This window comes from Nocardia yamanashiensis (genome assembly GCF_021183565.1).
GTDB classification, from domain to species: domain Bacteria; phylum Actinomycetota; class Actinomycetes; order Mycobacteriales; family Mycobacteriaceae; genus Nocardia; species Nocardia yamanashiensis.
On the sequence record NZ_CP089226.1, the window covers coordinates 5,073,041 to 5,092,207 of the forward strand.

Here is a 19,167-nt window from a genome sequence, read left to right on the forward strand (position 1 = left end):
CTAGCGCAGTTCCTCCCGCCGGCGCAGCGCATTCAGCACCCGGGTGATCTGGGCCAGGGATTCCGGCGCGGTCATCTGCCAATGGGTGGCCGGGACGGCGTGGCTGTGCACCATGCCGTCGATGGCCTGCCGCCAGCTCGAGACGCCGACGGTGGAGCTCGGATCGTCCAGCGCGGCGGCGAAATACAGCAGATCACCCTTGAAGCGGCGCGGCTGGTAGGCCGCGATGAGGCCCAGCGACGCGACGCCCGAATCGATGATGCGGGTGACCCGGTCCACGCCCATGGAGGCGAACGGTTCCGGCAGCGCGGACAGGCGCTCGGCCAGGGCCGCCGGATCCAGTTGCGCCGGATCGAGTTCGGCGGCGTCCGGGAGCAGGCCGCCCAGCAGCTCCGCCACGGGCAGGACCGCCGATTCGGTCTCGGCCGCGTCCACGTCCAGGGAGCTGTCCAGCATGGCCAGGGTCGCGACCTGCTGGCCCTGCTCCTGCAACTGGACGGCCACGGCGTGCGCGATGACGCCGCCGAGGGACCAGCCCAGCAGGTGGTACGGGCCCTCGGGCTGGACCTTGCGGATCTCCTCGATGTAGCGCCGCGCCCAGGATTCGATGGAATCCGGCAGTGCCGCAGCCGATCCCAGGGTGGGCGATTGCAGGCCGTAGATCGGGCGGTCGCCGTCCAGGCCGGCGGCCAGGCCCGCGAAGGACCAGGCCACGCCGCCGATCGGGTGGATGCAGAACAGCGGGGCGCCGGAGCCGTAGGGCCGCAGCGGGAGCAGTACCTCGAAGGCCGCGCTCGCGTCGAGAGCGCCTGCGGTGCGCTGCAATTCGGTCACCAGATCGGCGGGGGTGGGCGCGGTGAACAGCACCACCACCGGGATCTGCTGCCCGAGCGCGGCGCTCAGTTCCGCGACCAGCCGCACGGCGATCAGCGAGTTGCCGCCGAGCTCGAAGAAGTTGTCGTCGAGCCCGATCCGTTCCTGATCCAGCACCGTGGCGAAGGCCGCGCACACGATGATCTCCAGTTCGGTTGCCGGAGCGCGGAACTCGCGGGGCGCGAACACCGGTTCGGGCAACGCGTCGCGATCCAGTTTGCCGTTGGCGTTGAGCGGGAGCTCGTCGAGCGCCACGTAGGCCGCGGGCACCATGTAGGACGGCAGCCGGTCCGACAGCGCCGAGCGCAACCGGGCCGGATCGAGATCCGCCCCGACCAGGTAGGCCACCAGCCGATCCCCGCCGTGCCCGTCCGGCTTGGCCAGCACCGCAACGCGTTCCACGCCCGGCTGGGCCAGCAGCGCCGCTTCGATCTCGCCGAGTTCGATTCGGAACCCGCGGATCTTCACCTGGAAGTCGGTGCGGCCCCGGTACTCCAGCTCGCCGTCCGCACGCCAGGCCACCAGGTCGCCGGTGCGGTACATGCGCTGCCCCGGTTCGAAGGGGTTGGCCACGAAGCGATCCGCGGTCAGGTCGGGACGCTCGAAGTAGCCGCGCGCCAGCTGCGCACCGGACAGGTACAGCTCGCCGGAGACCCCGGCGGGCACCGGCCGCAACCGCGCGTCCAGCACGTAGACCCGGCTGTTCCACTCGGGCGCGCCGATCGGCACGGCGAGCCGATCCGCGTCGGTGACCCGGTGATTGGTGATGGACACCGCGGCCTCGGTCGGGCCGTACAGGTTGTACAGCTCCGCCGCCGGATGCGCCGCCCGGAAGCGCTGCGCCAGCGCACCCGGCAGGGCTTCACCGATGGCCAGCACCCGCAGCAGCGGCGAGCCGGGACGATCGGCCCCGGTGGTGAGCAGGGCGTCCAGCATGGACGGCACCGCGTGCAGCGTGGTGACGCCTTCGCGGATCATGAGCTCGCCCAGGTAGTCCGGATCGCGATGCCCGTCGGGCGCCGCGATGACCAGTCGTCCGCCGCACACCGCCGCCGACCAGAACTCCCACACCGACAGGTCGAAGGTGGCGGCGGTCTTGAGCAGGATCGTGTCATCCGCGCTGAGCGCGAATTCCGCGGTCTTCCACTGCAATTGGTTGACGATGGCCGCGTGCGGCACGGCCACGCCCTTGGGGCGGCCGGTCGAACCCGACGTGAAGATGACATACGCGGTGTGCTCCGGCCGCAGCGGCGCGCGCCGATCCGCGTCGGTGACCGGATCGTCCGGGTAGCTGATGAGATCCAGCAGATCGATCCGCACCTGTGCGATGTCCAGCGGCAGATCGGCTCCGGAGGTCAGCACCGTGACCGGATCCGCCGTGTCCAGAATGTATTCGATGCGCTCGGCAGGCTGATCCGGATCCACCGGCACATACGCGCCGCCCGCGACCGACACCGCGTACATCGCCACCACCAGATCCACCGACCGCCGCATGGCCAGCGCCACCCGCGACTCCGGCCCGACCCCGAGCGAAATCAAATGCCGCGCAAGCCGATACACGCGCTCACCGAGTTCCCCATAGGACACCTCGACCCGCGACTCACCGCCGACCAAGGCGATGCGGGTCGGGTTGGCGGTTGCCAGGGTGGTTGTCAGTAGGGCGGGGAGGGTTGCGGTGGCGTCCACCGGGTGTGCGGTGTTGTTCCAGGATCGGAGGATTCGGTTGCGTTCGGCCGTGGCGAGGAGTTCGTACGAGCCGACCGGCCGCGCCGGTTCCACCACGATGGCGTTCAGCAGGCGGCGGAGGCGTTCGGCGAAGCCGGCCGCGGTCGCCTCGTCGTAGAGGGCGGTGGCGTAGGTGAGCTGTGCGGAGATGCCGTCGGGGGCGCCGCCTGCGGTATAGCGGTCCACCAGCACCAGGTGCAGGTCGAACTGGGAGATGGTGGTCTCGAAATCGGCTGCGCCGACTCGCAATCCGTCGAGTTCCAGCTCGGCGGTCTCGGTGTTGTTGAAGGAGAAGCCGACCTGGAAGAGCGGGTGGCGGGCGGTGGAGCGGACCGGGTCGAGGGCTTCGACCAGGCGCTCGAAGGGGACGTCGGCGTTCGAGAGCGCGGCCAGGTCGGCGGCGCGGACATCGGCCAGCAGGGTGTCGAAACCGGCGGCCGGGTCCACCTTGGCGCGCAGCACCAGGGTGTTGACGAACATGCCGACGAGATCGTCCAGGGCGTCCTCGCCGCGCCCGGCGACCGGGGTGCCGACGGCGATGTCGTCAGTGCCCGACAGACGGGACAGCAGCAACGCCCAGGCCGCGTGCATGACCATGAAAAGCGTTGCGCCACGGTCGCGTCCGAGGGTGACCAGGCGGTTGTGCAGATCGGCGTCGAGATCGAATTCGACCGCGCCGCCCGCTGTGGACAGCACCGCCGGACGAGGCCGGTCGGCGGGCAGCTCGAGCTGATCGGGCAGGCCGGCCAGCGCCTCGGTCCAGAAGCCGAGCTGGCGGGACAGCAGCGAACGCGGATCGTCCTCGCTGCCCAGGCGTTCGCGCTGCCACAGCGCGTAATCGGCGTACTGCACCGGCAGCGGCGTCCACTCCGGGGCGTGCCCGGCGTGCCGGGCCGCGTAGGCGAGCATGACGTCGCGGGCCAGCGGGGCCATGGACGCGCCGTCACCGGCGATGTGGTGCACGACCACCACCAGCACGTACTCGTCGGGGCTGCCGATCGGCGCGAACAGGCGGCCGCGGATCGGCACCGCCGCGGTCACGTCGAAACCGGCGGAGACGAAATCGGTGAGGACGCCGAACAATTCGGCGGGCTCCACGGCGACCGGGGTGAGCGACGGCAGTGCGACTTCCGACGCGGGCAGGATGACCTGCACCGGACCGGATTCGGTGAGCGGATACACCGTGCGCAGCACCTCGTGCCGCTCCAGCAGGTCCGCCATGGCCGCCTCCAGCGCCGGGATGTCCAGCGCGCCGGTGAGCCGGATGGCCACCGGCATGTTGTAGGCCGAGGATTCGCCGTCGAACCGGTTCAGGAACCACATGCGCTGCTGCGCGAGCGACAGCGGCACGGGACCGTCCCCGGTGCGCGGCACCAGCGGCGGCGCGGCGGCGAACAGCACCGCGCCGGCGTCCACGGTGGCCGCCAGCCCGGCGACCGTCGGCTGTTCGAACACCGTCCGCATGGCGATCTCGACGCCGAGGCGGGCCGAGAGCCGGGCCGAGAGCTTCACCGCGCTCAGCGAATTGCCGCCGAGGGCGAAGAAGTCGTCGTCGAGGCCGACGCGTTCCGCGCCGAGCAGTTCGGCGATGGTCTCGGCCACCGCCGTCTCGATCGCGGTCTCCGGGGCCCGGAACTCGGCGGTGCGGAACACCGGCTCCGGCAACGCCTTCCGGTCCAGCTTGGACATCGGGTTGAGCGGAATGGCGTCGATGACCATGATCACCGCGGGCACCATGTAGGCGATGAGCGAGCGGCCCACGAAGGCCCGCAGCTCGTCCTCGTCGATCACCGCGCCGGCGGCGGGCACCACGTAGGAGACCAGCGAGACGTCCCCGCTGCGGCCGGTGTGGCCGACGGTGACCGCGAAATCGACGCTCGGGTGCGCCTTCAGCGCGGAGTCGATCTCACCCAGCTCGATGCGCAGGCCGCGCACCTTCACCTGATCGTCGGTGCGGCCCAGGTATTCGAGGGTCGGCTCGGTCAGCCCGGCGATGGGGTTGCGCACCCAGCGCACCAGGTCGCCGGTGCGATACAGCCGCCCGCCGGGCTCGCCGTACGGGTCGGCCACGAACCGGCTCGCGCTCAGCCCGGGCCGGCCGTGGTAGCCGCGCGCCAGGCCCGGACCGCGCATGTACAGCTCGCCGACGGCCCCGTCCGGCACCGGCCGCAACCGGGCGTCGAGCACCAGCTCCGACATGCCGTCCACGGGTTCGCCGAGCACCACCCGGCCGTTGGGCCGCAGCGAATGACTCTGATGGCTGACGATGGTGACCTCGGTCGGACCGTAGCCGTTGGCGAACTCGCGAGTGCCGCCCCAGCGGTCCACCAGATCCTGGCCGAAGCCCTCACCGCCGACGATGAGATGCGTCAGCCCGCGCAGGGTTTCCGGATCGAGGGTGTTGAGCACGGCCGGGGTGAAGATGCCGTGCGTGACGCCCTCGGACTCGATGAGCCCCGTCATGGCCGCGCCGCCGATGGTGTCCACCGGCGCCACGATCAGCGTCGCGCCGACCGGAATGGCCCAGAGGATCTCCATGAGGTTGGCGTCGAAACTCGGCGAAGTACGGTGCAGCACACGAGCGTTCGCGCCGATCGGCGAATGCACCTGCTGTACTTCGGCGATGCCGATGATGCCCGCGTTCCCGACCACCACGCCCTTGGGCAGGCCGGTGGAGCCGGAGGTGTAGACCATCCAGGCGGCATTGTCGACATGCCAGGGGCGCGTCAGTTCGGCGGGCGTGATCCGCACGCCGGACAGCGCCGCCAGCCGCTCCACCGTCGCCGGATCGTCCAGCACGATCCAGCGGCAGGTGTCGGCGGGCAGCCGGTCGACGTACTCGGCGATCGTGATGCCCACGGGCGCGGCGGAATCCGACAGCATGAAGCCGATGCGATCGGCCGGATAGGTCGGGTCCACGGGCAGGAACGCCGCACCTGACTTGGCGACCGCGAACACCGCCGTCAGCGATTCCACCGAACGCGGAATCGACAGGGCCACGAAGGTTTCCGGGCCGACGCCGAGTTCGATGAGCATGCGGGCCAGCCGCGAGGAGCGGGCATCCAGTTCCGCGTAGCTCACTGCCTCGCCGCGATAGACCAGCGCGGACGCGTCGGGATCGATATCGACGGCGGCGGTGAAGATCTGAGCGAGCGATAGCGGCGGCAGCGCGGCCGGGCCACGCCGGGCCAGAATCGCCGACCGCTCCCCCGGCGACAGCACCTCGACGCTGCCGACGGTCCGGCTCGGATCCTCGGTCACGGTGCCCAGCACCCGGCCGAAGCGGCGCAGCAGATCCCGCGCCGTGGACTCGTCGTAGAGGTCGGTGGCGTAGGCGATCTCCACCATCAGGTTGCCGTCGGCGTCGGGTTCCTCGCCGATGGAGAAGGTGAGATCGAATTTGGCGACGGTGTCGTCGAATTCGACCGGCTCCAGCACCAGGCCCGGCACCGCGTGCGTGCCGTTGTCCATGTCCAGGTAGTTGAGCGAGACCGTGAACAGCGGATGCCGGGACGGGTCGACCGCCACCCCGAGCGCCGTCACCACCTGCTCGAAGGGCACGGTGGCGTGCGCGAAGGCGGCCAGGTCCACCGCGCGGCTCTCGGCCAGCAGTTCGGCGAAGGTGCGGTCGGCGGCCGGGCGGGTGCGCAGGGCCAGGGTATTGACGAACATGCCGACCAGGCCGTCCTGCGCCGGTTCGTCACGACCGGCCACGGCGGTGCCGACGGCGATGTCGTCGGTGCCGGACAGGCGGGCGAGCAGGGTGGACAGGGCCGCGTGCAGCACCATGAACGGGGTGGCGTGGTGGCGCTTGGCGACCTCGCGCACCCGCTCGGCCACGCCGCCGCCGATGCGGCCGCGCACCACCGCGCCGCGCATGGACGGCGTCAGCGGGCGGGGCCGGTCGGTGGGCAGGGTCAGCTCGTCGGGCAGGCCGTCGAGAGTGGTGCGCCAGTAATCCAATTCGGCCGCGCCGACGGTCTCCAGCACGCCCTGCTTCCACAGCGCGTAGTCGGCGTACTGCACCGGCAGCGGTTCCCAGCCGGGCGCGCTGCCGGCCGCGCGGGACAGGTAGGCCAGCACCACGTCGCGCAGCAGCGGATCGGTGGACGCGCCATCGCCCGCGATGTGGTGCACGACCGCCACCAGCACGTGGCTGGAGTCGGATTCGCGCAGCAGCAGGGCGCGCAGCGGCAGTTCGGTGGTGACGTCGAAACCGCGGGCGGCGAATTCGTAGAAGCGCTCGACGACCGGGCCGGTGACCGCCTCGATGGGCAGGTCGATGACGGTGTCCGCGGGCAGGATCACCTGGTGGCCTTCGCCTTCGGCGTCCATCGGGTAGACGGTGCGCAGCACTTCGTGCCGGGCCATCACGTCGGCGAGCGCGGCGCGCAGGGCGTCGAGATCGAGATCGCCGAGGAGCCGCACCGCGAACGGCATGTTGTAGGCGGGCGATTCGGGATCGAGGCGATTGAGCAGCCAGATGCGAGTCTGCGCGGCGGACAACGGGATTCGCTCCGGTCGCGGCTGCGGCACCAGCGGCGGCAGGGTGCGCGCCGAGGAGCCGGTGACCAGCGTCGCCAGCGACGCGACGGTCGGCGCGTCGAAGACGGACCGCACGCCGAGGTCGCGATCGAAGGCCGCGTTGACGCGCGCCACCAGCCGCATGGCCAGCAGCGAGTTGCCGCCGCGATCGAAGAAGTCGTCGTCCGCGCCGATGGGCGCGCCGCCGAGCAGTTCGCCGATCATGCCGGCCAGCATGGCCTCCGCGCCCTCGCGGGGTGCACGGAAAGCCGTTGCGGCGGCGGTGAACTCGACCTTGGGCAGGGCCGCGCGATCGAGCTTGCCGACGCTGGTGCGCGGCATGTCGGCCAGCACCACCAGGTGCGCGGGCACCATGTAGGCCGGCAGCAGCGAACGCGCGTGCGCCAGCACCGCGTCACCGGAAACCTCGGTGCCGGAGACGTATCCGACGAGGCATTCGGTGCCCGCGCTGTCGCGGTCGAGCACCACCACGGCATTGGCGACGCCGTTGCCCGCCAGCAGCGCCGCCTCGATCTCGCCGAGTTCGACGCGCTGACCGCGCAGCTTCACCTGGAAGTCGTTGCGGCCCAGGTAGACCAGGTCGCCGGCACGGTTCCAGCGCACCAGGTCGCCGGTGCGGTACATGCGCGCGCCGGGCACCCCGAACGGATCGGCGACGAAGCGCTCGGCGGTGAGCCCGCCGCGATCGGTGTAACCGCGGGCCAGCTGCTCACCGGCCAGGTACAGCTCGCCGACCACGCCGGTGGGCACCGGCCGCAGCCGGGCGTCGAGCACGTAGGCGCGGGTGTTCCAGTTCGGCAGGCCGATGGCGACCTCGTAATCCGGGTCGGCATCGGTGAATTCGTGGTAGATCGCCGAAATGGCGGCTTCGGTCGGGCCGTAGGCATTGTGCACCGCGCCGCTCACCTCGGCGCGCAGTGCGCCGAGCAGTTCGGCGGGCAGCGCCTCGCCGCCGGTGTGCAGGTGCCGGAACGAGCGCAGCGCGTCGCCGTGCCCCTCGGCCACCAGCGCGGCCAGCATGGACGGCACGTGCTCGGCGATGGTGACGCCGTGCTCGCGCATGCGGGCGGCCAGGTAGTCGAGATCCTGGTGCCCGCCCGGCCGCAGCAGGGCCAGCGGCGCACCGGTCAGCGCGGGCAGGAAGCACTCCCACACCGAGACGTCGAAGGACAGCGGCGCACGCTGCATGATGCGGTCGGCGGCGGTCACCCCGTAGCGGTGCTCGAGCCAGCGCAGCTGGTTCATGATGGCGCGGTGGCTGGTGCCGACGCCCTTGGGCTTGCCGGTGGAGCCGGAGGTGAACAGCAGGTAGGCCAGGTTGTCCGGGCGCAGCGCGCACACCCGTTCGGCGTCGGTGACCGGCGCGGGCGAGAACTCGGCGACGTCGAGTTCGGTGATGTCGACCGTGCGCACCCCGTACAGGTTGGGCACGGTGGCTCCGCCGACGGCCAGCACCAGCCAGGCGTCGGAGGTGGTGAGCACGTGCGCGATGCGGTCGGCCGGATGCGCCGGATCGACCGGCACGTAGGCCGCGCCCGCGTGCACGATGGCGTACAGCGCGACGATCAGGTCCAGGCTGCGTTCGGCGGTCACGCCGACCACGTCGTCCGGGCCGATGCCCTCGCGAATCAGCCAGCGCGCCAGGCGGTTCGCGCGTTCGGCGAGTTCCGTCCAGGTCATGGTCGCGCCGTCGAGTTCGACCGCGACCACGTCACCGTCGGCGGCGGCGCGCCGGTCGAGCAGATCCGCGAGGGTCTCCTCGGGCAGTGCGCGGACGGTGGCATTGCGATCCGACAGCAGCAGTCCGCGTTCGGCCACCGACATGAGTTCCACGTCGGCGACGGTCACGCGCGGATCCCCGACCAGGGCGCGCAGCACCCGCTCGTAGCGGACCACGAATTCCGCGCTGGTCTCGGCGTCGAAAAGGTCGGTGGCGTAATGCAGGTGGACGTCGATGCCCGCGGGCACGCCGTCCTCGTACCGGTCGGTCAGCGTCCAGTCCTGATCGAACTGGATGGGCAGCACCCCGGCGTCGAGACCGCTGATGGACAGCTCGCGCAGGTGGAACTCCGGCTGCGCCAGGTTCTGCATGGTGAAGCCGACCTGGTAGATCGGCGAATGCGACTGGGAGCGCACCGGATTCAGTACGTCGACCAGCATTTCGAAGGGGACGGCGGCATTGTCGAAGGCCGCCAGGTCGGCATCGCGGACCCGGGCCAGCACGTCCGAGAGCCGGGCGTCGGGGGCCACCTCGGTGCGTAGGGCGAGGGTATTGACGAACATGCCGACCAGGTCGTCCAGCGCCTGATCACCGCGCCCGGCGACCGGGGTGCCGACCACGATGTCGGCGGTGCCGGACATGCGCGCCAGCAGCACGGCCAGTGCGGTGTGCAGCACCATGAACGGCGTGACCTGGTGCGCGGCCGCGAAATCGACCACGGCGGCGTGCAATTCGGCGTCCAGCACGGCGGTGCGGGCGTCGGCGCGGCCGGAGGCGACGGCGGGACGCGGGCGATCGGTGGGCAGCGCCAGCACATCGGGCGCGCCGGTCAGCCGCTGCTGCCAGAACCGCAGTTGCCGCGCCAGCACCGAGCCGGCGTCGTCCGGCGAGCCCAGCGTATTGCGCTGCCAGATGGCGTAATCCGCGTACTGCACCGGCAGTTCCCGCCACTTGGGGGCGGTGTCGGCGCAGCGCGCCACATACGCCTGGGCCAGGTCGCGGGCCAGCGGGGCCAGCGACCAGCCGTCGGCGGCGATGTGGTGCACCACGATGAGCAGGACGTGGGTGTTGGGCTCGTCCTCCACGCGCAGCAGCCGGGCGCGCAGCGGCACCTCGGCGGTGACGTCGAAGACGGTGGTGGCCAGACCGGCTGCCAGGGCGAGCAATTCGGCCGCGGGCACCGGCTGGGGTTCCAGATCGACCAGGCGGGTGCCGGCGGGCAGCACCACCTGGCGGGCCACGCCGTCCTGTTCCGGGTAGAGGGTGCGCAGGGTCTCGTGCCGGTCGATCACGTCGTCGACCGCGAGCCGCAGCGCGTCCACATTGATGGAACCGACCAGGCGCAGCGCGAACGGCATGTTGTAGCCGCCGCCCGCGGCGTCGAAGCGGTTCAGGAACCACATGCGCTGCTGGGAGATCGACAGCGGGACGATCTCGCCGCGTTCCTGCCGCGTCACCGGCGGCAGCGCGGTCGCGGTCGCGGTCTCGGCGAGCCGCGCGGCCAGATCGCGCACGGTGGAGGCGTCGAAGACGGTGCGCAGCGGGATGGCCTGGCCGGTGGCCTCGGACAGGCGGGCGACCAGCTGGGTGGCGATGAGCGAGTTGCCGCCCCGGACGAAGAAGTTGTCGGTCGCGCCGACCGCGTCCAGACCGAGCAGGTCCGCGAACACCGAGGCGACGAGAATCTCGGAATCGCCGGTGGGAGCGATGAATTCGGCCGCCGCGAAGGTGGGCGCGGGCAGCGCGGCGCGATCCAGCTTGCCGTTCGCCGACAGCGGCATCTCGTCCAGGATCACGAAGGTGGCGGGCACCATGTACGCCGGGAGCCGTTCGGCCAGCAGCGCGCGCACCGAATCCAGGTCGATGGCGGCCGCGGTCGCGGGCACCAGGTAGCCGACCAGCGCCTCGCCGGCGCTGTCCCCGCCGCGCACCAGCACGGCGGCCTGGGCGATGGAGTCGAGCGCGGTCAGCGCCGCCTCGATATCACCGAGTTCGATGCGCAGGCCGCGCAGCTTCACCTGGAAGTCGGTGCGGCCCAGGTACTCCAGTTCCCCGTCGCGGTTCCACTTGACCAGATCGCCGGTTCGGTACATGCGCTCGCTCGCCCCGAACGGGTTGGCCACGAAGCGATCCGCGGTCAGCGCGGTGCGGGCGACATAGCCGGTGGCCAGCTGCGAGCCCGCGAGATACAACTCGCCGGGCACACCCGCGGGCACCGGGCGCAGCCGCGAATCCAGCACGTAGACCCGGGTATTGAAAACCGGGCGGCCGATCGGGACCCCGCTCGAGTCGGCGTCGGCGACCCGGTGATAGGTGACGTCCACCGCGGCCTCGGTCGGGCCGTACAGGTTGTGCAGTTCCGCGCCGGTCAGCTGGCGCAGGCGCTGCGCGGGCTCGGCCGGGAGCGCCTCGCCGGAGGCGAAGACCAGGCGCAACGGCCATCGCCGCCCAGTGTCACCCGGGACCTGCGCGACGTCACCCGGGACCTGCGCGACGGCATCCGAGATCTGCGCGGTGCCGCCCCGAACCTGACCGGTGGCACTACTGTCCCGCCGCTCGCCGTCGTCCAATGCCGCGACGAATACCGCGAGCATGGAGGGGACGAAGTGGGCGACGGTCACGCCGTCGCGGACGATGAGCTCGGCCAGGTAGGCCGGGTCGCGGTGCCCCTCGGGGCGCGCCACGACCAGGCGCGCGCCGATCTGCAACGGCCAGAAGAACTCCCATACCGACACGTCGAAGGTGGCGGGGGTCTTCTGCAGGACGGCGTCGGCCGCGGTGAGACCGTACTCGGCCTGCATCCACACCAGGCGGTTGACGATGGCGGCGTGGCTGACGGCGACGCCCTTGGGGCGGCCGGTCGAACCGGAGGTGAAGATGATGTACGCGGTGTGCCCGGGCCGCAGCGGCGCATTGCGGTCCGCGTCGGTGAGCGGGGCGTCGGAGTAGCCGGCCAGCATGGCTCCGTCGCCGACGCCCAGATCGTCGATGCGGATCTGGCGGACGCCGAGATCGGGCAGATCCTCGCCGGAGGTGAGCACGCAGGCGGGAGCGGCGGTCTCGACGATGTAGCGGCTGCGTTCGATCGGGTGATCGGGGTCCAGCGGGACGTACGCGCCGCCCGCCGCGACCACCGCGTACATGCCGATCACCAGGTCCAGGGAGCGGCGCATGCCCAGTGCGACGGGCACTTCCGGGCCGACGCCGCTTTCCACCAGGTAGCGCGCCAGCCGGTGCACGCGCGCGGAGAACTCGGCGTAGGTGAGGTAGTCGCCTTCGAAACCGACGGCGGGCGCGGCCGGATTCGCGGCCAGGGCGGCCTCGAAACCGGTGAGCAGGGTGTGGGAGGCGTCCACCATGGCGGCGGTGGCGTTCCAGGTGTGCAGCACCCGTTCGCGTTCCACGTCGTCGAACAGGTCGATATCGGCCAGGCGCACGGCGGGATCGGCGGCGACGGCGCGCAGCACGCGATGCCAGCGGCTCACGAAAGAGCCGGCGGTGGCCGGGTCGAACAGTTCGGTGGCATAGCGCAGGGCGCCGCTCAGTTCGCCGTCCGCGCCGTCCTCGACCACCAGTTGCAGGTCGAACTTGGCGGTCGGATCGGTGAGCGGGACCGGCTGCACGGTCAGGCCGGGCAGGCGCAATTCCATTGCGGTGGTGGCGCTCTCGCCGAAGCTGAGCATGACCTGGAACAGCGGGGAGGCCCCGGTGCCGCGATCGGTCACCAGCTCGTCGACGATCTGCTCGAACGGCAGGTCGGCATTGGCGAAGGCGGCCAGATCGGCATCGCGCACGGCGGTCAGGAAATCGGTGAAGGAGAGTTCGCCGTCGACCCGGGTGCGCAGCGTCAGGGTGTTGACGAACATGCCGATGAGGGCATCGAGTTCGCGTTCGCCGCGGCCGCCGACGGGGGTGCCGATGGAGATGTCGCCGGAGCCGGTGAGCCGGGCCAGGGTGGCGGCGAAGGCGGCGTGCACCACCATGAACAGGGAGGAGCCGTGTTCCCGGGCGACGGCGCGCAGTCCGTCGGCGACCGAGGCGGGCACCAGATATTCGATAGCCGCGCCGGCATTGCTGGGCTGGCCGGGACGCGGGCGATCGAAGGGCAGCGGCAGTTGCGCGGGCGCGCCGGCGAGGGTGTCGCGCCAGAAGCCGAGCTGCTGATGCGCGAGATCGCCCGGGGTGCTTGCGGATCCGAGAACCTCGCGCTGCCACAGGCTGTAGTCGGCGTACTGCACGGCCAGCGGCTCCCACGCGGGAGCCGCGCCGGACAGGCGGGCGTGGTACGCGGTCATCAGATCGGTGATCAGCGGCCGTAGCGACAGCGCGTCGCCGTTGATGTGGTGCACAACCACGACCAGAACGTATTCCGGGGTGGCAGCGTCCGACGTGGCGGCGGCCGGGGTCACGGCGGCAACCGAGGAGCCGGCGTCCGAAGTCGCGGCATTGTCCGACGAAGCAACGACTTCCAACGACGCGGCAGCGTCCGACGAAGCAACAGCTTCCAGCGACGCGGCAACGTCCGACGAAGCAACAGCTTCCAGCGACGCGGCAACGTCCGACGAAGCAACAGCTTCCAACGACGCGGCAACGTGGGGCGAGGCAACGACTTCCACGGGCGCGGCGGCGTCCAGGCCGCGATCGACGACCAGCAGTGCGACGCGGGAGGGCAATTCGCTGGTGACGTCGAAGGTCGCGGTGGCGAGGGCGGTGACCGCCGCTGTCACCTCGTCCGGGCGCACCGGCACCGGGTTCAGGCTCAGCCCGACCTCGGTGGCGCCCAAAAGCTGCTGGTACGGGCCGGATTCGTCCTCCGGGTAGATGGTGCGCAGGGATTCGTGGCGGGCCAGTACGTCGAGCACGGCGGCCTCCAGGGCCAGCGTGTCGAGCTCGCCGGTGAGGCGCAGCACCGCGGGCATGTTGTAGAGGCTCGCGCCCTCGCCCTCGTGCTCCAGGCGGTTGAGGAACCACAACCGCTGCTGCGCGGGCGAGAGCGGCACCCGGTCGGGGCGCGGGCCCGCGGTGAGCGCGGGGCGGGGCGCGGCCTCGGCGAGGGAGCCGAGGGCGGCGGCGAAGCCCGCGACCGTCCCGGCGTCGAACAGCAGGCGCACCGGAACCCGTACGCCCAGTTCGGCTCCCGCGCGCGCGGTGACCTGGGTGGCGAGCAGGGAGCTGCCGCCGAGGGCGAAGAAGTCGTCGTCCAGGCCGACCTGCTCCAGGCCCAGCACCTCGCCGAAGACGCGGGCCACCACCAGCTGGCGGGCGTCGACGGGGGCGCGGAAACGCTTGGCGGCCAGCACCGGAACCGGCAGCGCGGCGCGGTTCAGCTTGCCGCTGGTGCCGAGCGGGAACTCGTCGAGCTCGACCACGGCGGTCGGCACCATGTACGGGGGCAGCAGGGCGGTGAGGCGCTCACGGACGGCGGTGACGTCGAGTTCGGCGCCCTCCGTGCGGATCACGTAACCGGCGAGGTAGTCCCCGGCGTCGGCGGTGATCAACCGCACCGCCGCCTGCGCCACCTCGGGCAGGGTCAGCAGGGCGCTCTCGATATCGGCCAGTTCGATGCGCTGGCCGCGGAATTTGATCTGGAAGTCGATGCGGCCCAGGTAGGCCAGCTCGCCGTCGGCGGTCCACTTCACCAGGTCGCCGGTGCGGTACATGCGCGCGCCGGGAGTGCCGAACGGGTTGGCCACGAAGCGATCGGAGGTGAGATCGCCGCGGTGGTAGTAGCCGCGCGCGAGCTGCACACCCGCCAGGTACAGCTCGCCGGGCACGCCGATCGGGGCGGGGCGCAGGCGCGAATCCAGCACGTACACCTGGGTGTTCCACTCGGGTTCGCCCATGGGCACGGCGGGGGTCAGCTCGTCGGCTTCGCGATAGGTGACGGTGACGGCGGCCTCGGTGGGGCCGTAGAGGTTGTGCAGGGTGGCGTCGCTGATGGCGCGGAAGGCGGTGACGGTCTCCACCGGGAAGGCCTCACCGGCGACGAAAACATCACGCAGCGAAGACAATTCACTCGGCTCGGCGTGCGCGGTGAACACCGAAAGCATGGAGGGGACGAAGTCGGTAAGCGTGACGCCCTGCGCGGCAATGGTTTCCGCCAGGTAGCGAGCGTCGCGGTGCCCGTCCGCGTCGGCGAGCACCAGCGTCGCGCCGACGCGCAGCGGCAGGAAGTAACCCCACAGCGAGACGTCGAAGGTGCTGGGGGTCTTCTGGAGGTAGACGTCGGAGCGATTGATGCCGTATTCGGCTTGCATCCAGGCCATCTGGTTGGCGATGGCGCGGTGGCTGACGGCGACGCCCTTGGGCTTGCCGGTGGAGCCGGAGGTGAAGAGCACGTAGGCGGGGTGCTCCGGGTGCAGGGCGGCGCGGCGCTCCCGGTCGGTGATCTTGCCGGTTCGGAACTCGGAGAGATCGAGTTCATCGATGCGCAGCACCGGCGCGGCCTCGGTGGCGAACCCGTCGGCCGCGGTGGTGAGCACGAGTTTCGGTGCGGCCGTGTCGAGTACGTTGGCGATGCGCTCGGCCGGATGGCTCGGATCGACCGGCACGTAGGCCGCGCCGGCGCGCAGTACCGCGTACATGCCGACCACCAGCTCCACCGAACGCGCCATGGCCAGCACGACCAGCGATTCCGGGCCGACGCCGTCGGCGATGAGCCGCCGGGCCAGGCGGTCGGCGCGTTCGGAAAGCTCGGCGTAGGTGAGGGTGTGCTCGCCCGCGATCAGGGCGACGGCGTTCGGGGTGCGCTGCGCCTGGGCGTCGAAACCGGCGTGCAGCAGGGTGTCGGAGACCTTCGCGCCGGTGGCGTTCCAGCTCTCCAGAACGTAGTCCAGTTCGCCGAAGTTCAGCAGTTCGATATCGCCGACGGCGCGGTCGGCGTCGGCGGTGGCGGCGATCAGCAGGCGCTCGAACTTGGCCGCGAACTCGCGCACCGTGGGCTCGTCGAAAAGGTCTGTGGCATAGGTGAAGTCGATGCGGTAGCCGGAATCGAGTTCGGTCACCTCGAGGTTCAGATCGAACTTGGCGACCGTCAGATCGAAGTCGACCAGTTCGGCGTTCATGCCGGGCAGCGCCATCGCGGGGATGCCCTGGTTCTGCATGAACAGCGCCACCTGGAACAGCGGGTGGCGATTGCGGGCGCGCACCGGATTGAGCACCTCGACCAGGCGCTCGAACGGCACGTCGCGATGGGCGAAGGCGCGCAGATCGCGGTCGCGGGCATGGCCGACCAGTTCGGCGAAGGTCTGCGCGCCGCGCACCTCGGTGCGCAGCACCAGGGTATTGACGAACATGCCGATCAGGTCGTCCAGCGCCGCTTCGCCGCGACCGGCCACCGGGGTGCCGATGGCGATGTCGGTGGTGCCGGACAGGCGGGCCAGCAGGGCCGCGAGCGCGGCGTGCAGCACCATGAACGGGGTGGCCTGGCAGCGGGCGGCGACCGCGTCGACGGCGGCGCGCAGCTCGGCCGGGACGAGGGTGGAGAAGCTCGCGCCCCGGTAGCTCGAGTCCGCGGGGCGGGGGCGGTCGGCGGGCAGCTCCAATTGCGCCGGCAGGTCGGCGAGTTCGTTCGTCCAGAAGGCGATCTGGCGGGCCGCGCGGGAGTCGGCGTCGGATTCGTCGCCCAGCAGTTCGCGCTGCCACAGCGCGTAGTCGGCGTACTGCACCGCGAGGGGTTCCCAGCCGGGCGCGCTGCCGGCCTGGCGCGCCGCGTAGGCCACCACGAGATCGCGCACCAGCGGGCCGAGCGAGAAGCCGTCGGAGGCGATGTGGTGCACCACCAGCACCAGGGCGTGATCGTCGGCGCCCAGGCGTAGGAGGCGTAGTCGGAGCGGGACTTGCTCGGCCACGTCGAAGCCGCGCCCGGCCGCCGCCAGCACGGTCGGCACCAGCGAGCGTTCGTCGACCTGCGTCGGCGTCAGGTCGACCATGCCGGCGTCGAGGTCCGGGAGCGCGCGGATCCGCTGGACCGGGCCGCCGGGCAGTTGCGGGTAATAGGTGCGCAGGATCTCGTGCCGATCGACCAGATCGGCGATGGCCGCGCCCAGGGCCTCGGTATCCAGGGCGCCGCGCAGGCGGATGGCGGCGACCACATTGTCCACCGCGGCGGCGTCGAAACCGGCTGCGGTGGCGTCGGATTCGGTGTTGGCGAGGCGGTTGAGGAACCACATGCGCTGCTGCGCCGGGGAGAGCGGAATCTCCTCCGGACGCGGACCCGCCACCAGTTCGGGCGCGGAAGCCGTTGCGGCGGGGCTGTTCTCGGCCAGTTTCGCGATGGCCCCCACGGTGGGGTGCTCGAAGAAGTCCCGCACATCGACGACCACGTGCAGCGCGTCCCGGATCCGGGCGATGGCGCGGGTCGCGACCAGCGAATTGCCGCCCAGCATGAAGAAGTCGTCGTCCAACCCGACCTGCTCCACACCGAGCAGGTCGGCGAACACCGCGGCAACGGCGATCTCGGCGGCGCTGACCGGGGCGCGGTACTCGGCGGCCGAGTCGGCGAACACCGGTGCGGGCAACGCGCGGCGGTCCAGCTTGCCGTGCACGGTGAGCGGGAACTCCGGCAGTTCGACCAGCAGCGACGGCACCATGTAGGCGGGCACGTGCGCGCGAGTCTCGGAAAGCACCGCGGCCGCGTCGAATTCGGCCTCGCGGGTGGGCACCACGTAGCCGACCAGGGCCTGCTGGCCGTCGTCGCGGGTGTGCATGAGCACCGCCGACTGGGCGACCAGGGCGGAACGCCGCAGCGCGGACTCCACCTCGCCGAGCTCGATGCGCTGACCGCGCAGCTTCACCTGGAAGTCGCTGCGGCCCAGGTACTCCAGCACGTCCGGGCCGCCGTCGATGGGCGTCACCCAGCGCACCAGGTCGCCGGTGCGGTACATGCGATCACCGGACGGGCCTTCGGGATTGGCCACGAAACGGTCGGCGGTGAGATCCGCGCGCCCGTAATAGCCGCGCGCCAGCTGCATTCCGGCCAGGTACAGCTCGCCCACCACACCGGGCGGCACCGGGCGCAGATCCTCGTCCAGAACCATCAGCTCGCACTCGTCGCCGGGACCGCCCAGCGGCACCGTGTCGATATCGGCGGCGGTGACCTCGTGAATGGTCACCATGACGGTGGCCTCGGTGGGGCCGTAGATGTTGTAGAGGGTCGCGCCGCTGACGCTGCGGAAGTCAGCGGCGGTCGCGGCGGGCAGCACTTCGCCGCCGGCGTAGACGAAACGCATGGAATCGGACAGGCCCTCGGGGTCCTGCTCGGCCTCGTTCACCAGCACCGACAGCATGGACGGCACGAAGAACGCACCGGTCACCTGGGCTTCGCGCATGAGGCGGAGCAGGTAGGCGGGATCGCGGTGGCCTTCGGGGGCGGCGATCACCAGGCGCGCGCCGGACTGCAAGGTCCAGAAGATCTCCCACACGGAGGCGTCGAAGGTGATCGGGGTCTTGAACAGCATGGCGTCCGCGTCCGACAGGCGCAGCCGGCGCTGTTCGGACTGGAAGAAGGTGATGAGCGCGCGGTGCGCCAGCGCCACGCCCTTGGGGCGGCCGGTGGAGCCGGAGGTGAACAGCACGCACACCAGGTTGTCGGCGCTCGGCTGGGCCAGCTCCGGGTCCTCGGCGGGCGAGAGCAGCGGGCCGGTCGCACCCGATTCGGTTGCGGTGCGCTCGAATTCGTCGATGCGCAGCACCGGGTAGTCGGCGTCCAGCTCGGGCTGATCGGCGGTGGTGGTGAGCAGGGCGACCGGGGTGGCCACCTCGAGCAGGTAGGAGATGCGCTCGGCCGGATGATCGGGATCGATCGGCACGTACGCGCCGCCCGCCTCCAGGATGGCGTACATGCCGACCAGCAGTTCGAACGAGCGGCGCACCGCCAGGCCGACCAGTACGTCCGGGCCCACACCCAGACCGCGCAGATGCCGGGCCAGCACGGTGACTCGCGCGGCGAATTCGGCGTAGGTCAGTTGCGCGCCTTCGAATTCCAGCGCCACCGCGTCGGGAGTGCGGCGCACCTGCTCGCGGAACTGGGTGATCAGGGTTTCGACCGGGGCCAGCTTCGGATCCAGTACACCGGAGGCGGCCAGCACCGCGTCGTCGACCAAACCCTCCAGCACGGCGGTCAATTCGCCTTCCGCGCCGTCCATCAGGGCGGGCAGCTGACCCGAGACCACCACCTGCACCAGGGCTTCGGGCTCCAGCGCGCCGCCCATGGCCTCGCTCAGACCCGCGATCTCGGCCGCCAGCACGCCGTAGGAGACGGTCAGGCCGCCGTACTCGAGGGCGGTGCGGGCGGGGTCCAGCTC

1 protein-coding gene (running past one end of the window) is annotated in these 19,167 nt (G+C 71.2%); it reads right to left on the bottom strand.

Annotated elements, in window-relative coordinates; translation table 11 throughout:
- Positions 1 to 19,167, bottom strand: partial view of a non-ribosomal peptide synthase/polyketide synthase gene (locus tag LTV02_RS23880; RefSeq protein WP_233033984.1) — the 3' portion only. It continues 105 nt past the right edge of the window; only the last 19,167 of its 19,272 coding nucleotides appear in the window; the start codon falls outside the window, past its right edge — the gene reads right to left on this strand; it ends in the stop codon at positions 1 to 3.